The following is a 17,844-nucleotide window of genomic DNA, read 5'->3' on the forward strand; positions in this document are numbered from 1 at the left end:
CTCGACGGCACGTCAGTGCGCCGCGAGTCGCCGCCACCAGGAGGTCTTCGGTGCGGGGACGGAGATCTGCGGGACCGGGGTGCGCAGCGTGAAACTCCAGGTGTCGATGTTCCGCGGGTCGAGTTCGTCGTCGCGGCGCCCGACATAGCGGAACCCGAGCCACGCCCCGTGGGCCTCCTCGACGAGCTTGCGAGGGTGGAAGGGCAGGGACTCCGGGGGAGGGGGTACGTTCGGCGGCCAGCGGAGCGGATGCTCGCCCGCCCAGAACGGCCGCTCCCATACGAACGGGATTCCCTGGTCCTCGAAGAACTCGACGGTGTTCGCTCCGAAGCCGCGGCGCAGCCGGCCGCACTCCCACACGGCGAACGATCCCCACGCACCGGCCGGATCGGATGCCAGCAGGCACGTGCGTTCGGCGGCGGGCGTGCGCAACCACATCGTGGGCAGCTCCGAGGGGTGGCGTAGTGCGAATCGGGGGCTCGACACCACCGTCACACCGGGATAGCTACCGACCCGGAACTGTTCGGCGCCATCGTCCTCGCCGGTGCCCCCGGCGTCGGCGAGCGGTACCCGCGCGCCGGGATCGACCTGGAACTCCGGGAACAGACGCGACAGAAGTGCTCGCGCCGCATCGCGGTCCGGAGAGAACTCGCGCAGCACCGCTACGGGATCGGGTGCGTCGACGTACCAGAGCGTCGACACTGTCGCCGACATCGTCGACGACTTCCTCAGACGCGTCCGTTACTGCGCACACCGAGCAGCACGTCGTCCCACGAGGGGAGCGCGGGCTTGCCGCGCTTGTCCTTCGCGGGAGCCTGCGACGCGCGCGATGCATCGGCGTCGTCGGGCACCGTGACGGCGACGGTGGTCTCCTCGTCGGCGACCGGCTCCGGAGCCGGTTCGTCGGAAGCGGGAGCCTCCAGCTCGATCGGGGCGTGACGGTCGGCGTTCTCCACCTCAGTGGAATCGTCGACGTCGCGCGCCGAGTAGACCGGGGTCAGGTAGCGCAGGGGACGGCCGCAATCGGGATCGACGAGATCGGCGGCAATGTCGTCGAGCGCGGTGATCGTGCCGCCGTGAGCGTCGGGCTGGTAGCGCCAGTGCGCGCGGTTCGTGGAACGACCGGCGTGCCACCGCAACTGCGCGACCCAGAAGCCCTCGTCGTCGCGCCAGGCGTCCCACTCGGCTTCGTCGAGGCTGTGCCCGCGAGCGCGGAAGGCCTGCGTGACGATCTCGTGGAGGGTCTCGACGGCGGGACCGTCGGGGCGGACGGGATGGCCCTTCTTGGCCATGTCGGCGGCCCGGGACCGCTCGAGCAGGACGGGATAGGCGAACCGTTCGACCTTGGCGACCGGGACGCCGGCCTCGTCGGCCACCTGTTCGACCGAGGCGCCGCCGCGGATGCGGGCCTGGATCTCGCGAGGGCGGAGCTGGCTGGTCGTCTCGATCTGGATCTGGCCGAGACGGGCCAGATCTCCGCGAGCGGCCGCGCGCAGGGTGTCGTCGACGGGAATGCGGAACTTGTCCCCCGTCGTGGGATCGGCGAGCACCACATGCTTAGCATCGGGCTCGAGACCGACCACTCGAAGCTCTCGCACCTTGACCTCCTCGCGCCGATCGCGATTGACCCGCACGACTGTAACCGACCTGGATATTTTTCGTGGCCGGACACGCCGCGCCACGCCGAGCGACATCGCAAGAAATCCGACGCGGCGCGTTATCGTCCAGGGTTCGCCGAAATGTCTCGATGCGAGGTCGAGACTATGACAACAACGGGGCCGGATCCGACATCGGACCCGGCCCCGCTGTGCGGCGTACTCAGAGCTGGGAGACGACCCAGTCGATGCACTTGGTCAGCTGCGTGACGTCCTCGGGATCGATGGCCGGGAACATACCGATGCGCAGCTGGTTGCGGCCGAGCTTGCGGTACGGCTCGGTGTCGACGATGCCGTTGGCCCGCAGGATCTTCGCGACTTTCGCCGCGTCGACGGAGTCGGCGAAGTCGACGGTGCCGACGACCTGCGAACGCAGCGACGGATCGGCGACGAACGGCGTCGCGTACTCGGAGGCCTCGGCCCACTCGTACAGGCGCGAGGACGAATCCTTCGTGCGCGCCACGGCCCAGTCGAGACCGCCGTTGCCGTTGAGCCACTCGATCTGGTTCGCGAACATCAGCAGGCTGGCCAGTGCCGGGGTGTTGTAGGTCTGGTCCTTGCTGCTGTTGTCGACGGCGATCGGCAGCGACAGGAACTCGGGGGTGAAGCGACCCGACTCCTTGATCTCTGCGACACGCTCGAGCGCGGCCGGGCTCATCAGTGCGATCCACAGGCCACCGTCGGCGGCGAAGCACTTCTGCGGGGCGAAGTAGTACACGTCGGTGTCGGAGATGTTCACCGGCAGGCCGCCGGCACCCGAGGTCGCGTCGATCGCGATCAGGGTGTTGTCGGAACCGGCGGGACGCTGCACCGGAACCGCGACACCCGTGGAGGTCTCGTTGTGCGCCCAGCCGATGAGGTCGGCCGACGCGTCGGCGACGATCTCCGGAGCCGAGCCCGGCTCCGAACCCACGACGATCGGATCGCCGATGAACGGGTTCTTCTTCGCGACCGTCGCGAACTTCGACGAGAACTCGCCGTAGGTGAAGTGCTGCGAGCGCTCCCGGATCAGACCGAAGGCCGCAGCGTCCCAGAAGGCGGTGGTGCCGCCGTTGCCGAGGACGACCTCGTAGCCCTCGGGCAGGGAGAACAGGTCGCGCAGACCCGAGCGGACACGGGCGACGACGTCCTTGACCGGCTTCTGCCGGTGGCTGGTGCCGAACACCGAAGCGCCGACATCGACCAGCGACTGCAGCTGCTCGGGACGAACCTTGGACGGGCCGCAGCCGAAGCGGCCGTCTGCGGGCTTGAGGTCGGCGGGAATGATCGGTGACGCGTCTGCCATCGGAATGCGTGTCCTAAGAGTCGAGGGACATGGTGCACAGGTAGTCTAGACCGCCCCCTCGGAGCCTCCGCCGGGCGCTGGTCGGCCCGGCCGAGGAAGAGGCATCAGCGATGCGTGATCGAATCCCAGCCCGTGACCTCGGAGGCAGGGCGCGGATCGGGGCCGGTGTAGATCGCCGCGGGACGCACGAGCTTGCCCAGACGCTTCTGCTCGAGGATGTGGGCGCACCAGCCGGCGGTCCGTCCGCAGGTGAACATCGCGGGCATCATCGCGGCGGGGACCTCGGCGAAATCGAGGATCACCGCAGCCCAGAACTCGACGTTGGTCTCGATCGCCCGGTCGGGACGACGCTCGCGCAGCTCGGTGAGGGCGGCCTGCTCGAGCGCGGCCGCCGCCTCGAAGCGCGGAGCGTCGAGCCGCTGGGCGGTGCTGCGCAGCACCCGGGCCCGGGGGTCCTCGGCGCGGTAGACACGGTGACCGAAGCCCATGAGCTTCTCCTTGCGGTCGAGGATGCCCTTGACCAGACCGCGCGGATCGCCGGTGCGTTCGGTCTCCTCGATCATCGGCAGCACGCGGGCCGGCGCACCGCCGTGCAGCGGGCCGGACATCGCGCCGACGGCACCGGAGAGCGAGGCCGCCGCGTCGGCGCCGGTGGAGGCGATCACGCGGGCGGTGAACGTCGACGCGTTCATGCCGTGCTCGGCAGCCGACACCCAGTAGGCGTCGATCGCCTCGACGTGCTTGGGATCCGGGTCGCCCTTCCACCGCACCATGAAGCGCTCGGTGACGGTGCTCGCCTCGTCGATGCGCTGCTGCGGCACGGCGGGCTGGTAGATGCCGCGGGCGGACTGCGCCACATAGGACAGGGCCATCACCGCGGCGCGGGCGAGATTGTCGCGGGCCGTGGCGTCGTCGATGTCGAGCAGCGGACGGAAGCCCCAGATGGGTGCGAGCATCGCCAGACCGGCCTGGACGTCGACACGCACGTCGCCGGTGTGGATCGGCAGGGGGAACGGCTCGGCCGGGTACAGGCCGCGACCGAACTCGCCGTCGACGAGCAGGGCCCACACGTCGCCGAAGGTCACTCCCTTCTCGACGAGCTCTTCGATGTCGACGCCGCGATAGCGCAGTGCGCCACCGTCCTTGTCGGGCTCGGCGATGTCGCTCGTGAAGGCGACCACGCCTTCGAGTCCTGCGACGAAATCCTCGGGAACTGACGCGCGCGCTGCCATGACGGTTGGGCTCTCCTCGTTCGAGCACGGCCCGGTCCGAGCCGCGCTGCCGGTGGAATGAGGTCACCGTCAGGTGTGATCGGCGCCCCACTCGGGTCGTCGTGAAAACTGTAGCGCCCGTGGTCCGAGCGTCGCTGCCCGGATGCCGGGAGTACCGTCGTCGTTCGTGCCGTCCGATTTCCCGTTGCCGCGCCCCGAGGGTGACGACCTCGCGCGTATGCGTGTCGACTACAGCCCGTCCGGGCCGACCGACGAGTCCTCGGCCGACCGCGATCTCACCCCCGGCGATGTCGCCGAGGGCTGGCTTCCGCTGGTGCGTACGTGGTTTGCGAACGCGGTCGCCACCGCGGTGCCCGAGCCGAACGCGATGGTGCTCGCGACCGTCGACGAGCGCGGCCACCCGGCGACCCGCACCGTGCTGTGCAAGAAGATCGACGCCGACGGCCTGACCTTCTTCACCAACTTCGAGTCCGACAAGGGCCGCCATCTGGCCGGGCACCCCTACGCGTCGGCGACCTTCCTCTGGCTACCGGTCTACCGGCAGGTGACCGTCCGCGGACCGGTCGTGCGCGTGCCAGACGAGGAGACCCTCGCGTACTGGCAGACGCGGCCACGCGGATCCCGCCTGGGCGCATGGGCGTCGCAGCAGTCGCGTCCCGTGGCCGAACGCGCCGATCTCGAGCACGCCCTCGTCGAGGCCGCCGAGCGCTACGAGGTCGACGACGACATCCCGGTGCCGCCGTTCTGGGGTGGATTCCGCATCGTGCCCGAGTCCGTCGAGTTCTGGCAGGGCCGGCCCAACCGGTTGCACAACCGGATCCGGACCCGCCTGGTGGACGGTCGCTGGATCGCCGAGCGTCTGCAACCGTGAGGCGCCTGCTCGCCGACACCACACCGCTGCGCAACAAGGACTACGCCCGGCTGTGGTGGGCCGGGATCGTCACCGTCATCGGTGCGCAGATGGCGGTCGTCGCCGTACCCCAGCAGATCTACGAGATCACCCGGAACTCCGCTTATGTGGGGTTGACCGGCGTGTTCGGGCTCGTGCCGCTCGTGGTGTTCGGCCTGTGGGGTGGAGCGCTCGCCGATGCGATGGACCGCCGGAAACTGCTCATCGTCACCTCCACCGGTCTCGGTGTCACGTCGCTGTTGTTGTGGGCGCAGGCCGCGATCGGTCTGAACAACGTGTGGGTACTGCTCTGTCTCTTCTCGGTGCAGCAGGCGTTCTTCGCCGTCAACCAGCCCACCCGGGCGGCGGTGATCCCGCGGTTGCTGCCGGTCGGGCAGATCGCGGCGGCCACCTCGCTGAACATGACGGTCGTGCAGTTCGGGGCGATCGCCGGTCCGTTGTTCGCCGGCGCTCTCATTCCCGTCGTGGGTCTGTCCACCCTCTACCTGCTGGACGCGATTTTCCTGCTCGCCACGCTGTGGGCGGTGGTCCGACTCCCGGCGATTCCGCCGCTCGGTGAGGTCACCAAGGCCGGATTGCGCGCGGTCTTCGACGGTTTCCGGTACCTGTCGGGCCAGAAGATCCTGCTGGCGTCGTTCGTCGTCGACATCGTCGCCATGGTGTTCGGGATGCCGCGCGCCCTGTTCCCGCAGATCGCCCACGAGTCGTTCGGCGATCCGGCGCAGGGCGGCTTCGCCCTCGGTCTGCTGTTCGCGGCCATGTCGGTCGGCGCGGCGATCGGCGGCGTCTTCTCCGGATGGCTGCCGCGGGTGCAGCGCCAGGGTCTCGCCGTGATCGTGTGCATCGTCCTGTGGGGCGTGGCGATGGTCGGCTTCGGTGTCGCGGTGTGGTGGGCCGAGCCCGACGGCAGCGGTCTGCTGCTGTGGGTCGCCCTGTTCTTCCTGGCGTTCGGCGGGGCGGTCGACATGGTGTCCGCGGCCTTCCGCTCGACGATGCTGCAGACCGTCGCCACCGACGAGATGCGTGGCCGCTTGCAGGGCGTGTTCATCGTCGTCGTCGCGGGCGGACCGCGCATCGGCGACGTGCTCCACGGCGCCGCCGCAGCGGCCGCAGGCACGGCCGTCGCGGCTGCCGGTGGCGGCGTCCTCGTCATCGTCGGCACGCTCGTGTGCGTCGTCGCCTTCCCGGCCTTCGTCCGGTACCGGGTCACCCGCACCCTCGATTGAGGGTGCGGGTAGCGCGGATCAGTAACGCAGGAGCGCTGCGATCCCGTCGGCGGGGCTCAGACGCTCGTCGATCCGCACCAGGCGGTCGGCTCCCGTCACCGCCGCTGCGACCGGCAGGGCTTCGTCCGCCCGGCACACCCGTTCGTTCTCCGATCCCATCGCCGAGAGCGCGTCGGAGTCCTGGGCGACGACGGACGGATCGTCCCCGACCAGTACGGTCGCGTCCCCGAGATCGCCGATGATCAACGACTCGACCCGACGTTCGCGCAGGGCCGCGGTGACCTCGGCCAGACCCTCGACGGCCAGCCCCGTGCCGGCCCCGGCGCGGAACCGTTCGGCGGCCTCGTCCATCTCGGCGAGCCGCTGCTGGGCGAGCCCTTCGTCGAGGGCGGCCCGGGTCTGCGCAGGATCGGACCCCTCCGCGCGAGAACCGGTCTCCACCTGCACCGCCACGTCCGCCGTGCGGGAAACGAGAGCATCGGCCAGGTCGTTCCGGGAGCGGACCTCACCGATCAGGAAGACCGGGTCCGTGCCGTACTCGTCGGCGAGTTCGGTGACACGCTCCGCCACTTTCGCGATGTTCCGCCGGCGCTGCTCCTCCACCGGAGGTTCCGGATCGCCGTAACCGGGAGTCTGTGCCCCGGAGGCCTTGTGCACGGGGTGGTCGTCTCCTTCGACCGTCTCCTCGTGCACGACGGCGCCGTTGCGGTCGTGAACCGTCAGATCTGCGCCCACGTGGTCGACCCTGACCACGAGATGCGGACGTCCTCGGCTGCCGTGTTCGACGAGCGGAATCAGGTAGGGACCGTCCGACCATCGCACCTCGGTCTGCAGCGGAGGGCGGACCAACCGCTCGTCGACCCATACGCGGTCTGCGTTCGCCACCACCGCGCGGCCGCTCGTCCCGACCGGTGTGGGCCCCTCGGTCACCGCGTGTTCGACGTGAGCGCGCACCTCCTCGGACACCCCCAGTTCCTCGAGCTTCTCGGAGATCGCGCGCCAGGTGAGTTCGGCGACCTTCGCAGCATCCTCGGTCGTGTGCGTGTCCTCGAAGTACACCGAGGCGAACGGACCGGCAGCGGAAGCGAGTTCCTGGAATCGATCGGCCTTCACTGTTGCTCCTTCGTCGTCGATTCACTGTTCCTGTTTCGGGTGCCCGACCCGGTGCGCGGGCAAACGACGACGGCGACGGAGCATCACGTCTCGGGCGGGAACGCTGTCACACCTCGGGCGGGAACGCTCGGGGATCGGCGAGCGGCGCCCGTAGTTCGGTGACGGCGATGCGCGCGGCCTCACCGATCGCTGCATCGACGACCGGCAGTACGGGATCCGCGCGGGCGGCGCGGGTGAACACCGCGACGGCGATCGGATACTCGCCGGGGAACTCGACGACCGCCACCTCGTTGCGGATGATGCCGATCGTGCCGGTCTTGCCGGCGATCGCGACCCCGCGATGCGGGAAGCCCGACGCGATGCGGTGCGGCCAGACCTGGGCGCGCATCACCTGCTGCGCGAAGGCGGTGCTCTCGGGCGAGAGCACCGAGCCCCGACCACACGGCCTCGAGCAGCCGGGTCATCTCCTCCGGGATGGTCGCGCTCGTGTAGGCCGGGTCGTACGCCGAGACCGTCCAGGCCGCGTCGATGTCGGTGAGCGCCCGGAACGCCTCGACGGTGGTGCGGGTGTCCGTCTCCTCGACGAGGCGCTGATAGACGTCCGCCGTGCCGCCGATGATCCGGGTCCGCGTGAGTCCGAGGCGCGCGAGGAGTTTCTCGACGGTGGTCGTGCCGATCTCGCCGAGCAGCACATCGGCCGCCGCGTTGTCGGACACCGTCATCATCGATGCGGCCACGTCGCGTCGGCTCATCGTCACCGGATCCCGGAAGCTCGCGATCCCGGTCGGGCCGGGGGTGCAGTCCGACGGCACGATCCGCAGCTGCCCGGATGCGTCGAGTCGGCCGGCGTCCACCTCCGCGCAGAACGCGAGGAACAGCGGAAGCTTGTACACCGACGCGAGGACCACGCGTTCGTCCCCGCGCACCGACAGCGTCGCCGCACGTGGATCCGAACACCGGCGGGCGTGCAGCCATCCCGTGCACCCGGCATCCGCGAACACCGCGCGGATCCGGTCGACCGCCGTGTCTCGCCGTTCCCCGCCTTTCACCGGACGCGTTCCTTGAACAGCACGCGGTCGAGGGCGTCGACGTGCGCACCGACGTCGGCGTCGGCACGTCGCACGATGCGCACCCGCAGGGCCAGCGCGGACGGAGCCCAGTCCAGCCAGGCCACGCCGGGCACCGAGCCGGGCGGTGAGGTCGACATCCCGAAGTGGGTACCGGCGGCCACGGCGGCGAGCACCGCGCGGTCGTCCGCCGCCGGGGTGGTCTCGACATCGAGTCCGCGTTCGCGCAGCAGATCCTGCGCCGCGTCGAAGGCCGCCGGGTTCCCCGTCCGCGGCGGCGCGGCGAACGTCAGGTCGGAGAGCATCGGCAGACGGGGCCGGTCGGAGCGGGCGCTGCGGTGGTCGGCCGGCACGACCAACCATCGCCGGAGTTTGAGCACCGGGCCGGCCTCGAGTCCTTCGGTCAGAGCCGGATGCTCGACGACGGCGAGATCGCACATGCCCGAGCGGACGGCGTCGACGAGTTCGACCGTGCTCGCGGAACGCGTCGCCACCGTCGCCTCACCGCGTCTGCTCAGAACGGTGACGCACAGGGTGACCAGGCGATCGGGTAGTACGCGGGTGGCACCCCAGTGCAGAAGACCCCGGGCGCGGGCGACGCGCCCGGCCTCGGCGAGGAAACGATCGGCGTCGTCGACGAGGAGACGAGCGCGGGGGAGCAGCTCCGCTCCGGCGGGCGTGAGGACCGCTCCCTGCCTGGTGCGATGCACGAGTTCGGAACCGAGATGCTGCTCGAGTTTCCGAAGTCCTTGTGACAGAGGAGGTTGCGTCATGTCGAGCACCGCCGCGGCCCGGCCGAAGTGTCCTTCCTCCGCGACGGTGACGAAGAACCGGAGGTGGCGGATCAGGTCCATGGCAGGGATTCGATCAGCACGGGCGGACGATTCACCGACCCGGCGTGTCGCGCGGCCGGATCCCGTCCGTCGTCCCCGCCTCCAACGGCGGCGATAGTTCTTCCGACTCGTGCGGACGGCGGGTGGGTATTGGCGGGGCGACTCCCGTCGGTGGTGTCCTGTCGGCATGACTTCCACCGATTCACTTCTCCGGAAAAGATTGTCGCGCAGGGGTTTTCTCCACTCCGCCCTCGCCCTGTCCTCCGTCGTCGCCGCGGCGGCCTGCGGGTCGCCGGACGGTCCGGTCGCCAGGGGGTCGTCGACGACGGCCGATTCGGTACCCGGCACACATCTGCTCGCCGCCGGTGTCGACGAGCGTCTCCGGGAGATCGAGGACCGCTACGCCGTGCGGCTCGGTGTGGTCGCGCAGTCGCCGGTGACCGGGCGCGTCCACACCTATCGGGCCGACGAACGGTTCGCGATCTGTTCTCCGTTCAAGGTTTACGCCGCCGCCGCGATCCTGCGACTCGAGGCGGAAGGATCCCTCCGTCTCGACGAGACCCTCCCGATCGACCCTGAGGACATCGTCGTCAATTCGCCGGTGACCTCGGAACATCAAGGGCGCGTACTGCCGATCGACCGGCTGTGCGAGGCCGCGCTCACCCGCAGCGACAACACTGCCGGAAACCTGATGCTCCAACGGATCGGCGGACCCGGGGCCGTCACCGCCTTCGCCCGTTCCGTCGGGGACGAGACCACCCGGCTCGACCGCTGGGAACCCGAACTCAACGAGGCGGCACGGGGCGACGAGCGCGACACCACCACCGCTGCCGGACTCGCTCGCGGCTTCCGGGAGGTGCTCCTCGGCGCGGGGTTGCCCGCGCCGCAACAGCGGACACTGCTCGGCTGGATGCGCGCCACCACCACCTCGGACACCCGGATCCGCGGGGGATTGCCGCCGGGATGGACATCGGCGGACAAGACGGACGGGGGCAATCACGGGACGGTGAACGACGCCGGGGTGGTGTGGTCGCCGGACGGGCAACCGCTGCTGCTGGCGATCCTGTCGGACTCGACCACCGGCGACCCCGACGCACCCCTCGAGGGCGCGCCCGTCGCGGAGACCACCGCCGTGCTGGTCGACGCACTCTTCGCCGTGCCGTGAGTACAGTGGCCGGCGTGGGGCGCCGGATACGCGCAGATCCCCGCGTAACGACCTTGGTGAGACCCGGGTAGTATTGCCGCAGGTTATCGGCGTGTGCCGGCCTTGCGGCGCAGTCGCGGAGGGTGCGGGCGAGCGTTCGGAACCCACATGGACGACATACCGATCGGGGACTTTCGGCGGACCCTGCCGCAGCGCATACCCCGCGCTACGGCTAGGTTCTACGTGAATGTCCGGAAGTTTCTCGTAGGTCTGAGCTTGAGAGGGATCCTTCGTGCCCGCTGAGAATGACACCAACCCCACCCTCAGCTACCCCGGTGGCGAACACACGATGTCGATCGCCAAGGCGACGGAAGGCAATGACGGTATCGAGCTGGGCAAGCTCCTCGCGGCGACCGGGTACACCACCCTCGACCCGGGTTTCGTCAACACCGCCTCCACGAAGTCGGCGATCACGTACATCGACGGCGAGAAGGGCATTCTGCGGTACCGCGGATACCCGATCGAGCAGCTCGCCGAGAAGTCGACGTTCATCGAGGTCAGCTACCTGCTGATCTACGGTGAGCTGCCGACTGCGGAGCAGCTCGAGGTCTTCACCGACAAGATCCGCCGCCACACCCTCCTGCACGAGGATCTCAAGCGGTTCTTCGACGGCTTCCCGCGCAACGCGCACCCGATGCCCGTCGTGTCGAGCGCGGTCAACGCCCTGTCGGCGTACTACCCCGACTCCCTCGATCCGGACGACTCCGAGCAGGTCGAGCTGTCGACGATCCGTCTGCTCGCCAAGCTGCCGACCATCGCGGCCTACGCCTACAAGAAGTCGGTCGGTCAGCCCTTCCTCTACCCCGACAACTCGCTGTCGCTGGTCGAGAACTTCCTGCGCATGACCTTCGGCTTCCCGGCCGAGCCCTACGAGATCGATCCCGAGATCGCTCAGGCGCTCGACATGCTGCTCATCCTGCACGCCGATCACGAGCAGAACTGCTCGACGTCGACGGTGCGCCTCGTCGGTTCCTCGGACGCGAATCTCTTCACGTCCATCTCGGGCGGCATCAACGCACTGTGGGGCCCGCTGCACGGCGGCGCCAACCAGGCCGTGCTCGAGATGCTCGACGGCATCCACAAGTCCGACGGCGACGTCAAGGACTTCGTCCGCAAGGTCAAGAACAAGGAAGACGGCGTGAAGCTCATGGGCTTCGGGCACCGCGTCTACCGCAACTACGACCCGCGGGCCGCGATCGTCAAGAAGACCGCCGACCGCATCCTCAAGAAGCTCGGTGCGGGCGACGAACTGCTCGAGATCGCCATGAAGCTCGAAGAGGCCGCCCTCACGGACGACTACTTCATCGAGCGCAAGCTGTACCCGAACGTCGACTTCTACACGGGCCTGATCTACCGTGCGATGGGCTTCCCGGACCGCATGTTCACCGTGCTGTTCGCCCTGGGTCGCCTGCCCGGCTGGATCGCGCACTGGCGTGAGATGCACTCGGACCCGACCCTGAAGATCGGCCGTCCGCGTCAGATCTACACCGGTTACACCGAGCGCCCGTACACGTCCCTCGAGGAGCGCTGAACCCTCGGAGCGACCGGAAAGATCGACCGAATCCCGACGAGGAGACACGCATGACAAAGCCTGAAATCGAGTTCCAGGAGGGTCCCGCCCCCACCCAGTTGGTCATCAAGGACCTGGTGGTCGGCGAAGGTGCCGAAGCGGAGCCCGGATCGAAGGTCGAAGTCCACTACGTCGGGGTCGAGTTCGATACCGGTGAAGAGTTCGACTCGTCGTGGAGCCGTGGTGAGTCCATCACCTTCCCGCTGTCCGGTCTGATCGCCGGCTGGCAGGAGGGCATCCCGGGTATGAAGGTCGGCGGCCGTCGCCAGCTGACCATCCCGCCGGAGCTCGCCTACGGTCCCGCCGGGTCGGGCCACCGCCTGTCGGGCAAGACGCTCGTGTTCATCATCGACCTGCTCGCCGTGCAGGTGCCGCCGGAGGTTCCGACGGTCGAGCCGGCGACCGGCCCGGCGCCCGCCGATCTCGTCATCGAGGACATCACCATCGGTGACGGCGACGAAGCGCAGCCCGGCGGCGTGGTCGACGTGCACTACCACGGCGTGGAGTACGACACCAACGATGTGTTCGACTCGTCGTTCGCTCGCGGCGACTCCGTCCGCTTCCCGCTCGGACGACTGATCCCGGGCTGGCAGGAAGGCATTCCGGGCATGCGCGTCGGTGGACGCCGCAAGCTCACGGTGCCCCCGCAGCTCGCGTACGGACCGGCCGGTTCCGGGCATCCGCTCGGAGGCAAGACGCTGGTCTTCGTAATCGATCTGCTCGGCGTCGGATAGCCGGACCCGCAACGACATCCGAGGCCCGCAACACCGGTGAGACCACCGGGGTTGCGGGCCTCGTCTTCGTTCAGCTACGGGGCGCCCCGAGCATCGACAATGCGAGGCCGACGTAGTTGCGGGCCAGATCGTCGACGTCCACGCGGCCGGGCCGGTACCAGCGGGCGACGTCGATCCCCAGCGACAGGATCGCCAGTGCTGCGGTGGGCACGTCGCCGACCCGGAACGCGCCGATGTCGACCCCCGAGGAGATGACCTCACGGACCACCGCGTCGGTGCGCCTGCGGATCTCCGCGATCTCGCGGTAGTGCTCCTCCGACAGCGCATGCAGTTCGTACTGCGCGACCCGGCAGGTGGTGTGGTGCACGGCGTGGATCCGCACGAAACGGTCGACGATGGCGCGGATCCGCTCGATCGGGTCGGTGGAACTCGTGGCGGCGCTCTCGACCTCCTCGAGGACGTGGAGGTGCCCGTTGCGGCCTGCCTCGAAGAGCACGGCCTCCTTGGACGGGAAGTGCACATAGAGCGCTGCGGGGCTCAATCCTGCGCCGACGGAGATGTCTCGGGTGGTGGTCGCGTGGTAGCCGCGGCGTGCGAAGGACTCCACCGCGGAGGCGACCAGCCGGCGCGCGACCTCGGATCCACCGCTCGGGAGCGCTGCGACAAGAGAGGCGTCGGGGGTCTGCTCGGGTGTGTCGGTCACGGGGTCCGTCCTGCGGGTCGCGGAGAAGGCGTCGTTGACATCATGCACCGTCGTTGGTCTACTGAGTGAGCGCTTAGTTCGTTCTGCTGAGTTCGTTCCTGCTGAGTTCGCTCCTGCTACGGCCGATATCCGAGTCGCCCGAAAGGATCCTCGATGCCTTCTCCAGTCCTGTCCCGCCGCGACCTGGACTTCCTCCTGTACGACTGGCTCGACATCGAGTCCCTCACCGCTCGCGACCGCTTCGCCGAGCATTCACGGGAGACCTTCGACGCCGTACTCGACCTGAGCGCCGACATCGCCACCAAGCACTTCGCTACCCACAACAAGAAGGGCGACGCTCAGGAGCCTCGCATCGGCGAGGACGGTCGCGTCGAGATCATCCCCGAGGTCAAGGACGCGCTCGACCTGTTCTGCAAGGCGGGACTACTCGCCGGCGGGTTCGACGAGGAGCACGGCGGCATGCAACTGCCGGTCGCCGTGCAACGTGCCTCGATGGCGTGGTTCCAGGCCGCGAACGCCGGCACCTCGGCGTATCCCTTCCTCACCGCAGCCAACGCGAACCTGCTGGTCACCCACGGCAGCGACGAGCAGATCGAGACGTTCGTGCCGCCGATGCTCGAGGGCCGCTTCTTCGGCACCATGTGCCTGTCCGAACCGCAGGCCGGTTCGTCGCTCGCCGACATCACCACCAGGGCCGTGCCCGCCGCCGACGGCACCTACCGGCTGACCGGCACCAAGATGTGGATCTCCGGCGGCGACCACGAACTCACCGAGAACATCGTCCACCTCGTCCTCGCCAAGATCCCCGGCGGGCCGGACGGGGTGAAGGGCATCTCGCTGTTCATCGTCCCGAAATTCCTCGTCGAGGCCGACGGCACGCTCGGCGAACGCAACGACGTCGCGCTCGTCGGCCTCAACCACAAGATGGGCAACCGCGGCACCACCAACACCCTGCTCAACTTCGGCGAGGGCGTCCACACCCCCGGCGGCGAGGCCGGTGCGGTCGGCTACCTGCTCGGTGAGCCGCACGAGGGCCTGTCGTACATGTTCCACATGATGAACGAGGCCCGGATCGGCGTCGGCTTCCTCGCCACCTCCCTCGGCTACGCCGGGTACCTGCAGTCGCTCGACTACGCCCGTACCCGCACGCAGGGCCGGCCGCTCGGCGCCAAGGATCCGGCCTCGCCGCAGGTGCCGCTCGTCGAACACGCCGATGTGCGACGAATGTTGTTGGCGCAGAAGTCCTATGTCGAAGGCGCTCTCGCGCTGGGGTTGTACTGCTCGAAGCTCGTCGACGTGCAGCGCACCGCCGAGAGCGACGACGAGCGCACCCGCGCCGGTCTGCTGCTGGACCTGCTCACGCCCATCGCGAAGTCCTGGCCGTCGCAGTGGTGCCTCGAAGCCAACAGCCTCGCGATCCAGGTGCTCGGCGGCTACGGCTACACCCGCGAGTTCGACGTCGAGCAGTTCTACCGCGACAACCGACTCAACCCCATTCACGAAGGCACGCACGGCATCCAGGGCCTCGACCTACTCGGCCGCAAGGTGATCATGCAGGGCGGTGCCGCTCTCGCGCTGCTCGGCGAAGCGGTGGGCGAGACGATCGCGCGGGCGACGCAGGCCGGGGGCGACGCCGCCGCCTACGCCCAGCAGTTGGGCGCGGCCGTGGCGCGCGTCGCGGAGACGACCGCGACGCTGTGGTCCACCGGCGATCCCGCTGTGGCCCTGGCCAACTCGTCGGTCTACCTCGAAGCCGTCGGGCACGTGGTGGTGGCGTGGATGTGGCTCGAGCAGCTTCTCGCGGTGGGCGACCGCGAGGGCGACTTCTTCGACGGGAAGCGCGCCGCCGCACGGTATTTCTTCCGTTTCGAACTGCCCAGGACCGGTCCGCAGTTCGATCTGCTCGCAAGCCTCGACCGCACGACCCTCGACGTGTCACCGTCGGTTCTGTAACGACACCTTCCAGGTGACCGTCACCGACCCGCCGACCGGTAACGCATGCCACCGGTCGGCGTAGTCGTCGAAGGTGTCGACGATCCGGTCGACCACCGGGGTGACATCGTGCGCGGACACATATGCCGGAAGGCCCGACGCCAGGCCGCGTCGCGCCTCCCAGACGGGAACGGCGATGCGCGCCAGTGTCTCCGACCTGATCATGTCGGCCTCCGCGCGCGGCGGCATCGCATGCTTCTTCGAGCGCCGACGCCGACCCGCTCTGGTCCGCTCCGCATTGTCGACGGGCCAGAACATGCCGTTGTCGCCCGCGGCCAGCTGCCCGAAGACACCGAGTTCGATACCCGCCTCGTTCTCGACCAGCAGGTGCACGAGGTCGTGGGGGAGATAGGGGTGACCGCCCGGGCCGTTGCGCGGAGCGAGCTCCGGACCGGTGTCGCGGTGCACCGCGATCTCGTACCCGATCCCGGGACCCTTCGTGAAGACGACGCGCATGTTCGTCACGTTAGAACATGTCTCTTATGGGTGGGATCGTCTCCGCGGCATAATGCACTGTCGTGGTCGATGCGTTGTCTTCCCGGCTGGTACCGGATGCGTTGTGGGAGATCGTCGAACCGCTGTTGCCCGGGTTCCGGGCGCGGCCCCAAGGCGGCGGCCGGGCGGCGATCGATGATCGGGCGGTGTTCACCGCTATCGTCTACGTGCTCACCAGCGGCTGTGCCTGGCGGCACCTGCCGCCGTCGTTCGGGGTCGGCGTTCCGACCGCGCATCGCCGCTTCACGACCTGGGTTCGGGCTGGGGTGTTCGACGAGCTGCACCGCCGGGTCCTCGATCGGCTCGGCGCCGGTGGTGACTTGGACTGGTCCGCCGCGATCCTGGACGCAGCGCACGTCCGGGCGAAAAGGGTGGCTCTCTGACCGGTCCCAGCCCGGTCGATCGAGGTAAGAACGGCTCGAAGATCCACATCCTCTCCGACGCCGACGGCATTCCCCTCGTGACGGCGGTGACCTCGGCGAACACACACGACAGTGTCATGCTGCAGCCGATGGTCACTGCGATTCCGGCGGTGCGCTCGCGTCGCGGTTCGTGCCGCTGCCGGCCCGGACGGTTGCGGGCGGACAAGGGTTACGACTCTCCCGTCCACCGCCGGTGGCTGCGGGCACGGGGCATCGTCCCGCGCATCGCCCGTCGCGGCGTCGACAGCAGCGAGCGTCTCGGCCGTTACCGGTGGAAGATCGAACGCACTTTGGCATGGCTGAGTGGCTATCGCCGGCTGACGATGCGCTACGAACGCCGCGGTGAGTACATCGCTGCCTTTCTCCAACTCGCGGCCGCGTTGACCTGCTTCAAGAAACTGGCCAAATGAGACATGGTCTTAGGAACCTCATGGTGGAGTACACGAAGCCTTGGCTACATGCGCAATCGATTGTCGACTTCGACCGGCAACTGCGCATGCTCGTGATGGACTCAGGTTGGTCACGCACGCGAACAGGTCGGGGCAGTGCCTTCGGAGATCGCCGGGAGCGACAGCAGGCAATGACCAGGCTGGATGAGCAGTGTCGTTTGCGGCTTGTCAGTACGATGCACGCCCACCGCTTGCGTCATACACGGCACCGGTGGAGAAACTCAGAGCGTTCGACGACAACCAGGCGACGAGTTCGGCGATTTCCTCGGGTCGGCCCATACGTCCCATCGGGGTCAAGCTCTGGGAGCGCGCGAGGATTTCCGGGTCGGTGCCGGTATTCATCGGACTTTCGACGGCGGCGGGTGCTACGACGTTGACGAGGACGCCCGTGGTGGCGAGTTCTTTGCCGAGCGATTTCGTCAGCGCGACTACGGCAGCTTTCGATGCGGAATACGCGCTCTGATTGGGGTTGCCGTCCTTGGCCGCGATACTGGCAAGGTTCACGATGCGTCCCCATCCGGTGTCGACCATGTCGGGGAGGAAGGCGCGGCATGTGAGAAAGGTGCCGTCCACGTTGACGCGGAAGGTGCGGTGCCAGTCTGCAAGCTCCGTGCGGGTGACCGGTGTCGACGGGCCGATGATTCCTGCGCTGTTGACGAGAATGTCGACGGGACCGATTCTGGTTCGAAGTTGCGCGACAGATTCGGGATCGCCGACGTCGACGTGCTCATCTGCGTCTGGAGTCAGGTCGGCGGTGATGACGTGAATGCCTCTGTCGGACAGGAGTGTCGCGCACGCGGCGCCGATGCCACTGGCACCGCCGGTTACGAGTGCTCGTGCGCCCTCGGGGTAGGTGATCATCGGTTTCTCCTGGTGGATTGTGTGAGAATCGAGCACGCATCATGTAAAAATTGAGCTTAATTATGCTCATACTGTGTTTGAAATTGATATACG

The 17,844-nt window shown here is 68.4% G+C and carries 16 protein-coding genes and 2 pseudogenes; 8 read left to right on the top strand and 10 right to left on the bottom strand.

Annotated features, from left to right (window positions below):
• Positions 1–12 precede the first annotated feature (12 nt).
• The 4 genes from RBB84_RS00235 to RBB84_RS00250 all read right to left on the bottom strand — a co-directional run bounded on the left by RBB84_RS00235 (position 13) and on the right by RBB84_RS00250 (position 4,172).
• On the bottom strand, positions 13–714 hold the full coding sequence (locus RBB84_RS00235) for a hypothetical protein (RefSeq protein ID WP_006551661.1): 702 nt from the start codon (positions 712–714) through the stop codon (positions 13–15).
• 14 nt (positions 715–728) lie between these two features.
• Entirely contained in the window at positions 729–1,598 is an 870-nt protein-coding gene (gene sepH / locus RBB84_RS00240) for a septation protein SepH (RefSeq protein WP_197481813.1), read from the bottom strand.
• A gap of 220 nt (positions 1,599–1,818) precedes the next feature.
• The gene (serC, locus tag RBB84_RS00245; protein WP_064255909.1) at positions 1,819–2,940 is read right to left on the bottom strand and encodes a phosphoserine transaminase; all 1,122 of its coding nucleotides are present in this window, start codon (positions 2,938–2,940) and stop codon (positions 1,819–1,821) included.
• Between the two features lie 104 nt (positions 2,941–3,044).
• Complete coding sequence (locus RBB84_RS00250; RefSeq protein ID WP_019289920.1) at positions 3,045–4,172, bottom strand: citrate synthase 2; 1,128 nt, start codon at positions 4,170–4,172, stop codon at positions 3,045–3,047.
• Between the two features lie 184 nt (positions 4,173–4,356).
• On the opposite strand from RBB84_RS00250, the gene pdxH reads away from it, so the two are divergent.
• Both pdxH and RBB84_RS00260 read left to right on the top strand, forming a co-directional pair.
• A complete protein-coding gene (gene pdxH / locus RBB84_RS00255) occupies positions 4,357–5,043 on the top strand; it encodes a pyridoxamine 5'-phosphate oxidase (protein WP_197481817.1) in 687 nt (228 codons plus the stop codon).
• The gene (locus RBB84_RS00260) at positions 5,040–6,308 is read left to right on the top strand and encodes an MFS transporter (protein WP_064255908.1); all 1,269 of its coding nucleotides are present in this window, start codon (positions 5,040–5,042) and stop codon (positions 6,306–6,308) included. The genes pdxH and RBB84_RS00260 overlap by 4 nt, the downstream gene beginning before the upstream one ends.
• Before the next feature lie 18 nt (positions 6,309–6,326).
• Here the strand turns inward: RBB84_RS00260 and RBB84_RS00265 are convergent, their stop codons facing one another.
• From RBB84_RS00265 to RBB84_RS00275, 3 genes and pseudogenes are all read right to left on the bottom strand, one after another.
• Positions 6,327–7,421 (bottom strand): hypothetical protein, encoded by a 1,095-nt coding sequence (locus tag RBB84_RS00265; protein ID WP_064255907.1) that lies wholly within the window; start codon positions 7,419–7,421, stop codon positions 6,327–6,329.
• Positions 7,422–7,527: 106 nt separating this feature from the next.
• Positions 7,528–8,347, bottom strand: a pseudogene (locus RBB84_RS00270) (serine hydrolase).
• A 119-nt stretch (positions 8,348–8,466) separates the two neighbouring features.
• A complete protein-coding gene (locus RBB84_RS00275; RefSeq protein WP_064255906.1) occupies positions 8,467–9,342 on the bottom strand; it encodes a LysR family transcriptional regulator in 876 nt (291 codons plus the stop codon).
• A gap of 166 nt (positions 9,343–9,508) precedes the next feature.
• Between RBB84_RS00275 and bla the strand changes: the two genes are divergently transcribed.
• The 4 genes and pseudogenes from bla to RBB84_RS00295 all read left to right on the top strand — a co-directional run bounded on the left by bla (position 9,509) and on the right by RBB84_RS00295 (position 12,829).
• On the top strand, positions 9,509–10,486 hold the full coding sequence (gene bla / locus RBB84_RS00280) for a class A beta-lactamase (protein WP_231911976.1): 978 nt from the start codon (positions 9,509–9,511) through the stop codon (positions 10,484–10,486).
• A 271-nt stretch (positions 10,487–10,757) separates the two neighbouring features.
• Positions 10,758–12,056 (top strand): citrate synthase, encoded by a 1,299-nt coding sequence (locus tag RBB84_RS00285; RefSeq protein ID WP_006551650.1) that lies wholly within the window; start codon positions 10,758–10,760, stop codon positions 12,054–12,056.
• A gap of 50 nt (positions 12,057–12,106) precedes the next feature.
• Positions 12,107–12,457 (top strand): annotated as a pseudogene (locus tag RBB84_RS00290) (FKBP-type peptidyl-prolyl cis-trans isomerase); the annotation flags it as partial.
• A gap of 6 nt (positions 12,458–12,463) precedes the next feature.
• Positions 12,464–12,829, top strand: coding sequence for an FKBP-type peptidyl-prolyl cis-trans isomerase (locus RBB84_RS00295; RefSeq protein ID WP_039958015.1), 366 nt, complete (start codon positions 12,464–12,466; stop codon positions 12,827–12,829).
• Between the two features lie 70 nt (positions 12,830–12,899).
• Here RBB84_RS00295 and RBB84_RS00300 read toward each other — a convergent pair whose 3' ends face one another.
• Complete coding sequence (locus RBB84_RS00300) at positions 12,900–13,580, bottom strand: TetR/AcrR family transcriptional regulator (protein WP_024103099.1); 681 nt, start codon at positions 13,578–13,580, stop codon at positions 12,900–12,902.
• A 105-nt stretch (positions 13,581–13,685) separates the two neighbouring features.
• Between RBB84_RS00300 and RBB84_RS00305 the strand changes: the two genes are divergently transcribed.
• Positions 13,686–15,485, top strand: coding sequence for an acyl-CoA dehydrogenase (locus RBB84_RS00305; protein ID WP_019289914.1), 1,800 nt, complete (start codon positions 13,686–13,688; stop codon positions 15,483–15,485).
• Here the strand turns inward: RBB84_RS00305 and RBB84_RS00310 are convergent.
• Positions 15,468–15,980 carry a hypothetical protein gene (locus tag RBB84_RS00310; protein ID WP_006551644.1) on the bottom strand — a complete coding sequence of 171 codons (513 nt, stop codon included), beginning with the start codon at positions 15,978–15,980 and terminating at the stop codon, positions 15,468–15,470. The genes RBB84_RS00305 and RBB84_RS00310 overlap by 18 nt on opposite strands.
• 74 nt (positions 15,981–16,054) lie before the next feature.
• On the opposite strand from RBB84_RS00310, the gene RBB84_RS00315 reads away from it, so the two are divergent.
• Positions 16,055–16,851 (top strand): IS5 family transposase gene (locus tag RBB84_RS00315; protein WP_350247622.1). Its coding sequence is split into 2 segments (ribosomal slippage): positions 16,055–16,385 and positions 16,385–16,851, totalling 798 coding nucleotides; the frame shifts between segments, so codons are not numbered across the junction.
• 207 nt (positions 16,852–17,058) lie between these two features.
• On the opposite strand, the gene RBB84_RS00320 is transcribed toward RBB84_RS00315, so the two are convergent.
• Positions 17,059–17,751: an SDR family NAD(P)-dependent oxidoreductase gene (locus RBB84_RS00320; protein WP_064257554.1), complete on the bottom strand. Its 693-nt coding sequence runs from the start codon at positions 17,749–17,751 to the stop codon at positions 17,059–17,061.
• Positions 17,752–17,844: the final 93 nt, after the last annotated feature.

Origin of the sequence: Rhodococcus sp. D-6, assembly GCF_040256695.1 — a bacterium.
GTDB classification, from domain to species: domain Bacteria; phylum Actinomycetota; class Actinomycetes; order Mycobacteriales; family Mycobacteriaceae; genus Rhodococcus; species Rhodococcus pyridinivorans.

Coding starts and splice junctions, on each gene's coding strand:
- RBB84_RS00310 (WP_006551644.1), bottom strand. CDS start 15,980: ATGCGCGTCGTCTTCACGAAGGGTCCCGGGATCGGGTACGAGATCGCG.
- bla (WP_231911976.1), top strand. CDS start 9,509: ATGACTTCCACCGATTCACTTCTCCGGAAAAGATTGTCGCGCAGGGGT.
- RBB84_RS00275 (WP_064255906.1), bottom strand. CDS start 9,342: ATGGACCTGATCCGCCACCTCCGGTTCTTCGTCACCGTCGCGGAGGAA.
- RBB84_RS00320 (WP_064257554.1), bottom strand. CDS start 17,751: ATGATCACCTACCCCGAGGGCGCACGAGCACTCGTAACCGGCGGTGCC.
- RBB84_RS00250 (WP_019289920.1), bottom strand. CDS start 4,172: ATGGCAGCGCGCGCGTCAGTTCCCGAGGATTTCGTCGCAGGACTCGAA.
- RBB84_RS00305 (WP_019289914.1), top strand. CDS start 13,686: ATGCCTTCTCCAGTCCTGTCCCGCCGCGACCTGGACTTCCTCCTGTAC.
- RBB84_RS00235 (WP_006551661.1), bottom strand. CDS start 714: ATGTCGGCGACAGTGTCGACGCTCTGGTACGTCGACGCACCCGATCCC.
- serC (WP_064255909.1), bottom strand. CDS start 2,940: ATGGCAGACGCGTCACCGATCATTCCCGCCGACCTCAAGCCCGCAGAC.